Raw genomic sequence first — 14,446 nt, forward strand, 5'->3', positions numbered from 1 at the left:
TCGTCTAGAGAGGGTATCTGATGCAGGTGTGGGGCAGTTTTTCTTGCGAAAAACTGCCCCATTTATGCCCCTGACTAGGGGAAACGCTCGATTACTTAAGTATATCAAGGCGAATAATGAAAGATTCTCAACCGCGGAACCACAGGCCAGCCACAGGGCCTAAGTATATCAAGGCGAATAATGAAAGATTCTCAACTCCACTAGCGCCAGACCCTCACCAGCGGTAAGTATATCAAGGCGAATAATGAAAGATTCTCAACAGCGAAAGGTGGGGGGTTTTGTAGCGAATAAGTATATCAAGGCGAATAATGAAAGATTCTCAACCTCCTGCGTCGCCCTCTTCCCAGGTCAATAAGTATATCAAGGCGAATAATGAAAGATTCTCAACTTGCCCTGATTCAGGGCATCACGGGCTTTAAGTATATCAAGGCGAATAATGAAAGATTCTCAACAGGGGGGGGTAGGTACATTTTGCAGGGGTAAGTATATCAAGGCGAATAATGAAAGATTCTCAACAGACATGGGCTCATTCCCGCACACGCGGTAAGTATATCAAGGCGAATAATGAAAGATTCTCAACCCCGCCATTGCAGGGAAGCAGGGGGTGTTAAGTATATCAAGGCGAATAATGAAAGATTCTCAACTGGAGTCCAGACGCCAGTCACCGGACTCTAAGTATATCAAGGCGAATAATGAAAGATTCTCAACTATTCTGCGTTCGGCTTTCACACGCACCTAAGTATATCAAGGCGAATAATGAAAGATTCTCAACCGCGGCTGTGACTCGCGCACTCGACAAATAAGTATATCAAGGCGAATAATGAAAGATTCTCAACTCTCGAGTAGCCGCCAGTCGGGTTCATCTAAGTATATCAAGGCGAATAATGAAAGATTCTCAACTCCAGTGAGCGCTTCAAATCTCCACGGAATAAGTATATCAAGGCGAATAATGAAAGATTCTCAACCAATGCCTTCACTGGCGGGCATGCCCATTAAGTATATCAAGGCGAATAATGAAAGATTCTCAACCCCGTGATTCTGTCGCCGTCCGTGGTGATAAGTATATCAAGGCGAATAATGAAAGATTCTCAACGACCACACAACTGATGGTGCGAATGTTTTAAGTATATCAAGGCGAATAATGAAAGATTCTCAACATGTCGTCATCGTCATCTCATCCCCTGGTAAGTATATCAAGGCGAATAATGAAAGATTCTCAACTATTCGGTGCCTTACCGGACGTATCCCACTAAGTATATCAAGGCGAATAATGAAAGATTCTCAACTGTACCCGCCGCCGCGTCCGTTTCCGTCTAAGTATATCAAGGCGAATAATGAAAGATTCTCAACGGTGGTGGGATCTGGTGCCCGCCGCGGATAAGTATATCAAGGCGAATAATGAAAGATTCTCAACCTCAAAATCTGCAGGGTCTTCAGGCACCTAAGTATATCAAGGCGAATAATGAAAGATTCTCAACAATCCGGTGCAGGGCACTACAAGATTTGTAAGTATATCAAGGCGAATAATGAAAGATTCTCAACCACTCAGCGAGCGCGTCCCTTACTGTCTTAAGTATATCAAGGCGAATAATGAAAGATTCTCAACCGGCTGATGCGGTCATCAAGGAAGCCGGTAAGTATATCAAGGCGAATAATGAAAGATTCTCAACCGTGAATCCGTCTCGTCAAGACCCAACGTAAGTATATCAAGGCGAATAATGAAAGATTCTCAACCATGCTTCAAAGGGTTGTAGGTGCTGGTTAAGTATATCAAGGCGAATAATGAAAGATTCTCAACAAACTCCTCATCGAAGTAACCATCCCCCTAAGTATATCAAGGCGAATAATGAAAGATTCTCAACGGATTTTTCGGTTTGTGGTGGAGCGTGTTAAGTATATCAAGGCGAATAATGAAAGATTCTCAACAAATTAATGCACTTTAGAGAACATTTTTTTAAGTATATCAAGGCGAATAATGAAAGATTCTCAACGTTCTGCGTCCGTCTTCCACGCACCCGGTAAGTATATCAAGGCGAATAATGAAAGATTCTCAACTGCCTTAACACTTACGCACGGGGTGCCTTAAGTATATCAAGGCGAATAATGAAAGATTCTCAACGCGGAGTAAACACCATGTCGAAGCCTGCTAAGTATATCAAGGCGAATAATGAAAGATTCTCAACCCGCGGAAGTAAGCCGCCGGGCCCGTTCTAAGTATATCAAGGCGAATAATGAAAGATTCTCAACCGCCGTGATCGCGTCGAGGTTGAGCCTGTAAGTATATCAAGGCGAATAATGAAAGATTCTCAACTACTTCTCGCTGGTACGGTCGTATGCCTGTAAGTATATCAAGGCGAATAATGAAAGATTCTCAACAAGCGGCGTACCATACGCTCCGGGTCGGTAAGTATATCAAGGCGAATAATGAAAGATTCTCAACCGTCATTTAGCGCCAAACCCCTAGTCAGTAAGTATATCAAGGCGAATAATGAAAGATTCTCAACGTCGTTATCGGCTTGTCACACCTCATGCTAAGTATATCAAGGCGAATAATGAAAGATTCTCAACGGGTTCGGGAGGTTAGTCATTGGTTCCTTAAGTATATCAAGGCGAATAATGAAAGATTCTCAACCGGGTTTCTTCGGGGAGGCTGTACTCAGTAAGTATATCAAGGCGAATAATGAAAGATTCTCAACAGAATTTCTTAAGGATTCGCGGCGCGATTAAGTATATCAAGGCGAATAATGAAAGATTCTCAACCCCGGCGGCCTAGTCTTCGACACGGTACTAAGTATATCAAGGCGAATAATGAAAGATTCTCAACAAAGTAGACGGTGTGGCAGGGTGTGCTGTAAGTATATCAAGGCGAATAATGAAAGATTCTCAACCCCCGCGGTGTTTCCAGCAACCACGGGATAAGTATATCAAGGCGAATAATGAAAGATTCTCAACAAGGTGATGACGGTAAGCCGGTGACCGATAAGTATATCAAGGCGAATAATGAAAGATTCTCAACTATCTCTTGGTCAAGATGCCATTGAAGATAAGTATATCAAGGCGAATAATGAAAGATTCTCAACCGGGAGAACATGGTGGTGTCTCCGGCTTTAAGTATATCAAGGCGAATAATGAAAGATTCTCAACGAAGTCCTGTCCATGGGCAGGTAACTCATAAGTATATCAAGGCGAATAATGAAAGATTCTCAACTTTTTGACGGCTGAGCAGTGTGGAAGATTAAGTATATCAAGGCGAATAATGAAAGATTCTCAACGCTCGCTCCGTTCTAAGGCTCTTGAGGATAAGTATATCAAGGCGAATAATGAAAGATTCTCAACCAAAAAAACCCGTGAAAAAATTCATTTTTAAGTATATCAAGGCGAATAATGAAAGATTCTCAACTGGTGGCAAGGTAGGCGTCGAGTGTGCCTAAGTATATCAAGGCGAATAATGAAAGATTCTCAACATGGGAGACGAATTATGATGCTGAGAACTAAGTATATCAAGGCGAATAATGAAAGATTCTCAACCGAATATCCTGGCCTTCTTCAACACCGATAAGTATATCAAGGCGAATAATGAAAGATTCTCAACCTCTCTCACTGGTCAAGGTCAGCGGATCTAAGTATATCAAGGCGAATAATGAAAGATTCTCAACAATCACCATCGAGGCGCTGGCAGACAAGTAAGTATATCAAAGCGAATAATGAAAGATTCTCAACCAACAAGCCTCACGCCGCTGCAGATGCTTAAGTATATCAAGGCGAATAATGAAAGATTCTCAACGTCATCGTCGCCTCCAGTTGCCACTACCTAAGTATATCAAGGCGAATAATGAAAGATTCTCAGCTGGGGTAGATACTCAGACCTCTCAAGACTAAGTATATCAAGGCGAATAATGAAAGATTCTCAACCTAGTCAGCGCGTTATGCACTCGGGTGTTAAGTATATCAAGGCGAATAATGAAAGATTCTCAACGAGGCTGCGGGGGTGTGCGGTGATGGCGTAAGTATATCAAGGCGAATAATGAAAGATTCTCAACTCCGCCGGGTTCTGTCGCTCGATGTCTGATAAGTATATCTAAGGCAAATAATGAAAGATTCTCAACCACTCCCTCACGCCCCGTGATCGCTTATTAAGTATATCAAGGCGAATAATGAAAGATTCTCAACCGTTGGAGACACTATCACGCTTGATGTGTAAGTATATCAAGGCGAATAATGAAAGATTCTCAACTTATCCTTAATCTTGCCACACGCACAACTAAGTATATCAAGGCGAATAATGAAAGATTCTCAACGAGGGAGCGAGGGAGGAGGGGAGGGAGTAAGTATATCAAGGCGAATAATGAAAGATTCTCAACTATCTGGAGCGTCTGTTTCTAGGCCTTCTAAGTATATCAAGGCGAATAATGAAAGATTCTCAACCACTCCTTCGCGCCCCGCGATCACTCATAAGTATATCAAGGCGAATAATGAAAGATTCTCAACTCACACCTCATGCACTCAGTAAGTCAGGTGTAGTAAGTATATCAAGGCTGGTCATAAAATGCTTTCAAGCAGGGAAGGAATGAAAGAAGAGGGGGAGTATCTGGATTGAATCAAGGCGTTTTATGTGAAAGCAATGCACTAAAATAATAAACATTCGTATTTTACTCTATTTTAGATAATGAAACGGGGTGGACTATGAGAAAAAGTCCACCCCGCGAATACCCCGAAGGGTGTGCAGTGAAATATTTAAGTAATAAAAATATGATTGAAAGATTCTCAACATTCTACAACTTATCACATGACACATTGCAATTATAGCAGGAATATATGTAGCTTTTCTAGTTCCCCTATCTTTTTGGGGAGTAGTTGGAAACTGGTATTTTCATGGGAATAAAACTTAGGGGAATTATCTGATATGTAGCCAATAAACTCCTTAATCAATAAATAAATCTGAAAAATCTATCAATATAAAGAATTGTCGATTCATTAGATTAATCTAATAAAACGCAACCATGAAGAACAGAAGGAGGGGCCCTCCGGTTGAATCACCGGAGGGCCCCTCCTGTCTGTATCGTTGAGTGTCTACATATCGCTGAGCGGATATGCGGTAGCTAGTGCGCTAGGGAACCACCCCCTACGCCACCGCCATGGTGCCCTTGGCTGCGGTGCCGCTTCGGGTCCACAGCAGGAGCGCTGCCACGCTGTTGATGATGTAGAAGATGTACTTGCCGACGTTCGCGAAGTTGCCCTGGGTCAGCGCCTTTATGCACTGCACGGCGTTGTACAGGAGCCAAAACTGCCACTGCATCGTGAGCTTGAGCGCGTTCAGAATGTTTGCTGACAGGGAGAGACCAAACACCACGGTCGTGATCCAGAACAGGAACGAGGTCTTGCCGCCGTAGCCAATGTAGTTCGCGACCAGAGAGAACGCGAACGAACCGGCCACAATACCGCCAATAATCAGCTGACCCTTAGCGCCGGTCGGTGGTTCCATTGCCTTGCCGCGTTCGGAGTTCTGCCACCTACGAATCGCGAAGGTGTACACGATGAACGTCACCGGGTAGGTGATAATCGCTGCCTTGTTGCCCAGAATGTAGTCAATCGCGCCAGACAGCGCCGTGTTGATAATGCCGAGCACGTTGCCGATGTTTGAGAGGCGGCCAGTCAGGCGGGTAGACATCATTGAAATACCCACGTTAATCACGGAGATCACGCCGAGGGGGATGAAGGGCGTGATCGGGCCCCAGTCAACGTATTTGTCGAGGCGGGTGCTCAGGTATCCTGATGCGACTGCGATGGTGATAACCAGTGCCACGCCGAAGAGGTCGGCGTACTTGGACTTGGCGAAAAAGAGGAGGGCCTTCTCAGAGAATTCCTTGGCCTCCATGGGTAACTCCTTTGTTGAGGATATAGAAACAGTGATAGGGTACCAATAACTATAACTCTTTGAAAAGGGCTCGAAGCGGCGTGTCGCACATAAAACCTCAGAATCCCACATATTCCATATCCCGGAACGTCTCGGCGTACAACAACCCGAAGTCACCCCATCAAAAACCCATACCAACTTCCGGCAAACCTTGCCAGATGTGGCCCCTACCTCGCCGAACACCAAAAATGGGCGTAAAATCACCGCCGGATCATCTTCGCTTTAATGGAAACCTTAAGGTAGGCTAGATGACTGGGTCCAGGAATCATGCCGGTCTCACTCACCGCGCATCCGCCCGACAGACACCCGCACCCCGCACGCTGCGTCTCACTCACGCACGCCAGGGGAGGGAACCCAACGTATCGGCCTCACTCACCGTTTACGCCGCTGTCCGCGCGTCCTGCCACCCGTAACTCACTCAACTCAAACAAGAACTGAATAGGACAATCATGCCCTTGCTTAACCATCGACTCTCACGACGATTCTTCGTAAAGGGTGCTTCCGCCGCCGCCGCTGCAGGCGCACTGACCCTGCAGGCACAGGCCGCTCAGGCAGACGAAGCACCCACCAACATTGCCCCGGCAACCGAGGAAACTAAAGGCCCGCGCCTCGTCATTCAGCGCGCCACCATCACCGAAACCGGTATGACCGTCAACTACACTGCACATGGTCTGCGCGAATTCCTCACCGAAGGCACCACTCTGACCGTACGCCACGGCTACGTTCGTAACGACTCTTTCGAAACTCTGCGCTCCTGGCCGCTTACCCCCGAATTTGACGGTGACGCTGACAGCTTCAGCGGTAGCGACCAGTTCCCCATCGAGCTGATGCAGGGTGAGGGTGTCGACCACGCCCTGCAGCTGGATATTTGCTCCGACCCGTGGGGCCAGGAGATCACCCACCAGATTGCTGCGCGCATCCCCGTGGCTGAGACCAAGATCCTGAAGACTTCTTTCGAGGACGTTCCGGATAACCACCCGTTCGCTGAGGATATCCGCATGGCGAACCAGAAGAAGTGGCTGATGCCGAACCCGCAGACTGGCGCGTTCGAGCCGGACCGCCCTGTGACCCGTGAGGAGCTTATTGCTCTGCTGAACCACGCTGCCGGTCACGCTGGCGTGAGCGAAAACTCTGAGGTTGCACCCTTCGCGGATGCGGCAGGCCGCCCGACCGCGAACGCCCTGCACTGGGCTCGTGACCGCAAGATTACTGAGCCGCTCACCGGTGGCGACAAGATTGACCCGACCGCACCGGTTTCTCATGAGGAGCTGGCGGCTGTGCTGTTCCAGTACAACGCGGAGGTTCAGCTGACCGAAATGAACGAGGCTGCTGGTTCTCGTTTCCGCGACGTGCTCGGTGCCGGTACCCTGCACCGTTACGTTGCGTGGGCTGGCGCGAACGACATCGTCCTCGATGCTTCGGGTGAGTTCAAGCCGACCGCGCCGACCACTCGCGCGGAGCTGGCTCGTTTCATTCGCCGCTACAAGCTGCAGAACCTGCTGTTCACTGACTTCTCGTACGTTTCCTAAATCTCGTACGGCTCCTAAATTTAGCTACCCCCGGCGCTGCGCGCTGGGTAGCATGAAACCCCCGTCTTCTGGCTTTTGCTGGAGGCGGGGGTTTCGCTATGCCCCGTTGTACGGCGCTCTGCGGAGCACCTTGGGTGGCTCCCTGTGGCGCGCCCTGCGCGCGCTATGCCGGGGCACTATGCTGGGGCGCCGTTTTAGCGCGCTAGTTCGGGGCGCCGAGTCCTGCCGTGCTGCTATATCGCCGCACTTCGGGGAGTTTTAGTGACAGGCTGTGCCTGTCATATGAAATTTTGCGTCATATATACCTGAAATCTTGCAAAATCCTGTGCGCTAAGTAAGTATTACCTAGAAGGTAAATTAATGATTGCCTTACTTAATACTGTGTGAAGACTAGTTTCCTTGCTCGTGGGCCCACGAAACCCACAGTAGAGAGCAAGAAAAACGCGGCGCCTCACCGCCCCTCAAGCAGGGGAGAGGCGCACCTCCACACACCACCCACGAAAAAGGACATACATATGAACCTCGCTTCGAGCAAGGCATTCAAGGGCCTCGCCGTTGGATCGCTGGCACTGGCAATTTCAGGTGTTGCCACCATCCCCGCATCGTTCGCGGCAGAATCCACCCCGGCGGCAAGCCAGAGCACTGACGCTCGCACCATCACCGATAAGGCGATGGCTAAGATCACTCAGGGCCTGCCCGGCCAGTTCCAGGTCGCATATTCCAAGAAGACCAACAAGATTTGGGTTGCGGGCACCGCTGACCGCGACGAGCACGTTTCCACTATTGCTCGTATTGACGCGAACTCCCTGAAGATTGAGGCTGTTGCCGAGTTGCCCATCGTCAAGAACGACAAGGGCTACTCCTACGAGGGTGCGTACGGTATCACCGTCGATGACGAGGAAGGTACCGTGTGGGTGACCAGCACCCGCGATAACTCCGTTGCCGTGTACGATCAGGCGACCATGAAGCAGCTGTGGACCAATGCGGGTCTGAGCAAGGACGACCCGAACTGGATTGAGCACCCCCGCGAGGTGCGTGTCGATCACGAGTCGGGTAAGGCTTTCGTGACCGGTCGCTTCTTTGTCTCGGCTATCGATCTGAAGACCAAGAAGGTCGAGAAGATTCAGCTTGAGGGCGCACCTGATGGCGGTACCCGCTACATCAGCATGAACATTCTGGTGGACGGCGGTAAGCTGTACGTGCCCGAACGCACCGGCGGCAAACTCTTCGTGATCGACACCAAGACCTTCAAGGTCGAGAAGACCATCTCTGTGAAGGGCGATAAGGACGGCGAGGTTCGCCCCTCCGACGTGGCTATTGACCACTCGCAGAACGAAATTTACGTTTCTTCGCAGGGCGTGAAGGGCGAGAACTCCGGTGTATCCGTGTACGATGCGACCACCTACGAGTTCAAGAAGTTCATCCCCTTCGGCACCCAGGCGCTCTCGCTCGATAACGATGAGGCCAACGACCTGGTGTACGTGACCGACTTCGGCACCGGCAAGGTGGGCGTGATTGACGGCGGCGCAGCGGACAAGCTGATTGCCGAGGTCGCCATGAACGGCGGCAAGGCAAACGACCTGGTCGTACTGCCCAACGGCTCCGTAATCGCTGTGGACAAGCAGGCTGGCGCAACCGCAACCGTGCCCTACGTCCTCGACGGCACCACCGGCACCGTCAGCACCTCCAGCCAGGTCACCAGCAAGCCTTCTAAGGACAAGCAGGGCAACGAGGTTCCCGCCAAGACCTCCGAGATTCAGGCGAACTCCATCCTGAAGTTCAAGGTCACCGCAACCGCAGGTGATAACTCCGAGGTCAAGCAGGTCACCCCCGAAACCCGCGAGTTCCAGGGCTACCCGGCAACCGCCACCAAGACCAAGGCAGCTGACAACAACGCAACCACCCCCTCCACTGAGGCACACCGCACCGTGGACGCAAACGGTAGCGTTGCGAACATCATTCAGGGTCTGCCCGGCCAGTTCCAGGTTGGCTACTCCAAGAAGAACCACAAGCTGTTCGTACCCACCGTGGGTGCGCGAGGCGGCCTCGCCTCCTCCCTGGCACGCGTGGATGCAGACACCCTGCAGACCGAGGCATTCGCCGAGCTGCCTGTGAAGAAGAACGACAAGGGCCAGTACGGCTACACCTCCGCGTACGGTGTGACCGTTGATGACGTGGACGGCACCGTCTGGGTTACCAACACCATCGACAACTCCGTGGCAGTGTACGACCAGCAGACCCTCAAGCTCATCTGGACCAACGAGGGCGTGAAGGAAGACGACCCGAACTGGATTGAGCACCCCCGTTCCGTTCTGGTTGACCACGAGTCCGGCAAGGCGTTTGTGACCGGCCGCTTCTTCGTCTCTGCTATCGACCTGAAGACCAAGCAGGTTGAGAAGATTCAGCTCGAGGGCGCACCCGACGGCGGCACCCGCTACGTGAGCATGAACCTGTTCCTCGATGGCGGCAAGCTGTACGTGCCCGAGCGCACCGGCGGCAAGCTCTTCGTCGTGGACACCAAGACCTTCAAGGTTGAGAAGACCATCCAGACTCAGGGTGAGGATTCCAACGTTGAGGTTCGCCCCTCCGATGTTGCTGTGGACCACTCGCTGAATGAGATTTACGTTTCTTCTCAGGGCGTGAAGGGCGTCAACTCCGGTATTTCCGTGTACGACCTGAACACCGGCGAGTTCAAGAAGTTCGTCAAGTTCGGCACCCAGGCGCTCGCCCTGGAGCACGATGAGGACCGCGACCTGGTGTACGTGACCGACTTCGGCACCGGCAAGGTGGCTGTCTTCGACGGCCGCGCTGACGAGGTCATCGGCGAGGTCGAGATGAACGGCGCAGCCGCGAACGACGTGACCCTGCTCAAGGACGGCTCCGTGCTGGTCCTCGACAAGAAGGACCGCGACGAGAAGGTCACCCTGCCCTACGTGCTCAACGGCACCACCGGTGAGATCACCACCGCCAGCGAGTACACCACCCTGCCCGGTAAGGACCGCCAGGGTAACGACGTGCCCGCATCGGTTCAGCAGCTGAAGGCTAACTCGATTCTGAAGTTCAAGGTTGGTCTGAAGGACACCGACGCGAGCGCAGCTCCGGTGGGTATCACCCCGACTTCGCTGCAGTTCGCTGGTTACCCGACGGTGACCGGTGTGAAGGCTGAGGAATCGAAGCCTGCAGATCCGAAGCCTGCTGACCCGAAGCCTGCAGATCCGAAGCCTGCTGACCCGAAGCCTGCAGATCCGAAGCCTGCTGACCCGAAGGTAGAGGACAAGAAGGCTGAAGATAAGAAGTCTGAGGACGTTAAGTCTGAGGATAAGAAGTCTGACGCTAAGACCGGTGCACAGGACTCCAAGTCTGCTCCGGATGCTGTGAAGGCTGATAAGTCCGGTTCGGCTGTGAAGAACGGTGGTTCCTCCGCAGGTGGCTCCGATAATTTGGGCGGTGGCTCCTCGGTAGCTAAGAGCGACGCAGGCTCCTCGCAGGCTGGCTCTTCGCGTGGCGCTCTGGCGAACACCGGTGCGAACGCTGTGATGCCGCTGGTTGCTTTCGCTTCTGTGGCTCTGATTGCGGGTGCTGCTCTGGTGATGCGCCGCCGTAAGGCATAAGCGTAGCGTTTAGTTTTCGGGTGTAATCGCTCGATATAACGCGTGAGAAGGCGGGTATTTTCTCTTTCGGATTCTTCGAATCTGGGGGAGGGGTACCCGCCTTTTGTGTGCCCGCTTGGGCTAATGCTGGGTGGGTGGTTTTAGGACATATTTATATATGTGCACTTGCCTGTAAAAATATAGGTTTTGAATGTCGAGAAAATGTTTAACCCGTGGTGAATCTCGCTGGCGCGCCTCGCCTAAACTTTTACATTAATGTGTAAATATAAAAGCATCACAATACCCCTCGTGACCTGGGTTTTTGCCCGCAAGCGCAAGGAAAAACCGGGGAAACGCCTCAACCTTCACGTGATACTGAAGGCGAATTAGGGGATCACTCACAAAAACACAAAACACGCCCACGTCGCTGCTTGTATTTTCCTGGGAAAACACTGAGGATTAGAAGGTAGGTAAATTTATGCGTTACCTGCATTTCTGCTTTTCGTGCCGTCGAATATGTCACCGCATATTCACGGGTGTCTCGTTAGCATTCGCATGCGGCATGTGAGCACTTCCGTTACACATTTGAAGGACACACATTGAACCTCACTCCCTCCTCGGGCAAAGCATTGAAGGGGCTCGCCGTCGGCTCCCTTGCGCTCGCAATCTCTGGCGCAGCTATGATCCCTGCCTCCTTCGCAGCACCGAACACCGCAAACCAGACCGCGACTCCCAGCGCATCGGCTCCTTCCACCGCATCGCTGAGCCGCGTTGTTGATACCTCCGCGTCCGTCGCGCAGATTACCCAGGGTCTGCCCGGCCAGTACCAGGTTGCCTACTCCAAGGCGACTAACAAGATTTGGATGGTCGGCGTGGGTGCACACGGCGACCTCGCCTCCACCATTGCTCGTGTCAACGCAGACACTCTTCAGATTGAAGAAGTAGCAGCGCTTCCCTTCGAGCTGGATAAGAACGGTGAATTCGGCTACATTTCCGCGTACGGCATCACTGTTGATGACGTGTCCGGCACCGTGTGGGTTACTAACACCACCGACAACTCCCTGTCCGTGTTCGACCAGAACACCATGGAACAGATTTGGACTAACCACGGTATCGCCGAGAGCGACCCGAACTGGATTGAGCACCCCCGCTCCGTGCTGGTGGATCACAACTCCGGCAAGGTGTTCGTGACCGGCCGCTACTATGTGTCCGCTATCGACATGAAGACCTTTGAGGTTACTAAGCTGCAGCTGGAGGGCGCCCCCAACGGCGGTACCCGCTACGTCGGCATGAACATGACCATTGACGGCGACAAGCTGTACGTGCCCGAGCGTACCGGCGGCAAGGTCTTCGTCATCAACACCAAGACCTTCAAGACCGAGCAGGTTATTCAGACCCGCGGCGAGAACTCCTCCGTTGAGGTCCGCCCCTCTGACGTCACCATCGACCACTCTGAGAACGAAATTTACGTCTCCTCGCAGGGTGTTGACGGCGTGAACTCCGGTATCTCCGTCTACGACCTGACCACCGGCGCGTTCAAGAAGTTCGTCAAGTTCGGCACCCAGGCGCTGTCCATGGAGAACGATGAGGACCGCGACCTGGTGTACGTGACCGACTTCGGTACCGGCAAGATCGCCATCTTCGACGCTAAGACCGACCGTGTGATTGGTGAGGTTGAGATGAACGGCGGCAAGGCTAACGACCTGACCATCACCGCGGACGGCTCCGTCATCGCAGTGGACAAGCAGGACATCGCTAACACCACCGCGGCGGTACCCTACGTGCTGAACTCGAAGACTGGTGACGGCTCCATGACCGACACCTACACCTCCAAGGCGACCGTGGATCGTAACGGTAAGGCTGTTCCTTCCTCGCAGCAGAAGCTGGTTCCGAACTCCATCGTGAAGTTCCACGCTGAGGTTTCTGAGGGTGAGTTCACTTCCACCGCGACCATTAACCCCGCTAAGGTTCCCTTCCAGGGCTACCCGAAGCAGGCTACCGCAGTGCTGATTGACCCCACCCTGAACTTCGCTGAGGGCACCGTCGACATCACCCGCCCCTACACCTTCCACGTGTCCGGTTACGACTTTGAGAAGCCCCCGGCTGAAGGTGTTCGCCTGTTCCTCGTCAAGGAAGGCGAATGGTCGATGGGTTTCGACAAGCTGACCGATAGCGAACTGGCAAGCATTCAGAAGGTATCCACCATCGTTCCGGCGAGCGCGTTCGTCTACAACGCACGCACCGGCAAGTACTCCTTCGACGCGACCCTGCGTGTTCCCGCGAACACCATGCAGTACAGCCAGGGCTACATGCTCGGTACCGTCACCGCTGGTTCTGACGTGGCTACCAACCGCAATTACGATTCGGCTGTTTCGCTGATCGTCAACGACGCGAAGGATGCAGGCAACGCAGATAACCGCGATGAGGCTGACGAGCCGGCATTCCCGACCAACGACTCGGCATCGCCTTCCGCATCTGCTGCAGTAGCAGAAAAGAAGCCGGCAGCTGAGCAGTCTAAGGGTGAGCAGCCGAAGGCTGAGGAAGCTAACGACCAGCTGGGAACCACCGCGAAGACCGCGCCGCTGAAGAACTCTTCTTCGGTAAAGGCTGAGTCCCAGCCTAAGGGCTCTAGCTCCGATGCTCAGGTGAGTGCTTCGGCTACCAAGTCTGCGCCTCAGAGCAAGGGCTCACTGGCTAAGACTGGTGCTCAGAACGTTCTGAGCCTGGCAGCTGTCGGTGCGTTCGCGCTGATTGCTGGTGCCGCTGTGATGGTGCTTCGCCGCCGTAAGGCATAGTTTTTTGCTCTAGTTTGAGCGGATGCGCCCCGTACGCTGTGCGGGGCGCATTTTTGTGCCTTGATACCGTGGTGTTTTATGGGGTGGAGGCGCGAGTGGCGTGGGCGCTGGAAACCACCGGGGGAGTGTCTGGTGTAGCTGGAAAAGAGCCTATGCTGAGCGCCTTGCACTCAGTGTAATATATGTGACTCATTTCACCGCTTTTCGATTTGGTTGTTTCCGGGAACCTCTGTATAGTTATATGTGTTGCCAGGGAGACCTGGTAAAAGAGATGTAAATCTCACGGCCCCATCGTATAGCGGCCTAGTACTCCGCCCTCTCACGGCGGCAACACCGGTTCAAATCCGGTTGGGGTCACACTAGGAAAAAGCCTTGATTCTTCGGAATCAAGGCTTTTTTGTTTATATCTGTAGCTGTCGGAAGACTTTTTAGATTCTACGGTGCCACCGTGAGCCTCTCACGGCGCCGCTCCTGACGTCGCGGCACTCCGGGGCATGATGGAATCCCTCGCGCGCTCGGCATCATGCCCCTCCGTCACCGTTACAAATCCGGTTGGGGTCACACTAGGAAAAAGCCTTGATTCTTCGGAATCAAGGCTTTTTTGTTTATGTCTGTCTT

Annotated in this window: 4 protein-coding genes, 1 tRNA gene and 2 CRISPR repeat arrays; of the genes, 4 read left to right on the forward strand and 1 reads right to left on the reverse strand. The window is 52.3% G+C overall.

Annotated features, from left to right (window positions below):
* Nucleotides 1-96: 96 nt before the first annotated feature.
* A CRISPR array of direct repeats spans nucleotides 97-4,041; the repeat unit is 36 nt; unit sequence TAAGTATATCAAGGCGAATAATGAAAGATTCTCAAC.
* 93 nt (nucleotides 4,042-4,134) lie between these two features.
* Nucleotides 4,135-4,488: direct repeats of the CRISPR family, unit length 36 nt; unit sequence TAAGTATATCAAGGCGAATAATGAAAGATTCTCAAC.
* A 634-nt stretch (nucleotides 4,489-5,122) separates the two neighbouring features.
* The gene (locus tag AB8C10_RS09070; RefSeq protein ID WP_368867539.1) at nucleotides 5,123-5,875 is read right to left on the reverse strand and encodes a nicotinamide mononucleotide transporter; all 753 of its coding nucleotides are present in this window, start codon (nucleotides 5,873-5,875) and stop codon (nucleotides 5,123-5,125) included.
* 488 nt (nucleotides 5,876-6,363) lie between these two features.
* On the opposite strand from AB8C10_RS09070, the gene AB8C10_RS09075 reads away from it, so the two are divergent.
* The 4 genes from AB8C10_RS09075 (at nucleotide 6,364) to AB8C10_RS09090 (ending at nucleotide 14,185) form a co-directional block, all read left to right on the forward strand.
* The gene (locus tag AB8C10_RS09075; protein ID WP_368867540.1) at nucleotides 6,364-7,443 is read left to right on the forward strand and encodes an S-layer homology domain-containing protein; all 1,080 of its coding nucleotides are present in this window, start codon (nucleotides 6,364-6,366) and stop codon (nucleotides 7,441-7,443) included.
* Between the two features lie 515 nt (nucleotides 7,444-7,958).
* A complete protein-coding gene (locus AB8C10_RS09080; protein WP_368867541.1) occupies nucleotides 7,959-11,054 on the forward strand; it encodes a DUF5074 domain-containing protein in 3,096 nt (1,031 codons plus the stop codon).
* Nucleotides 11,055-11,632: 578 nt separating this feature from the next.
* A complete protein-coding gene (locus AB8C10_RS09085; RefSeq protein WP_368867542.1) occupies nucleotides 11,633-13,828 on the forward strand; it encodes an LPXTG cell wall anchor domain-containing protein in 2,196 nt (731 codons plus the stop codon).
* A 284-nt stretch (nucleotides 13,829-14,112) separates the two neighbouring features.
* Nucleotides 14,113-14,185: transfer RNA gene (locus AB8C10_RS09090), tRNA-Glu, on the forward strand.
* Nucleotides 14,186-14,446: the final 261 nt, after the last annotated feature.

Source organism: Rothia mucilaginosa, assembly GCF_964210535.1.
GTDB lineage: Bacteria > Actinomycetota > Actinomycetes > Actinomycetales > Micrococcaceae > Rothia > Rothia mucilaginosa_F.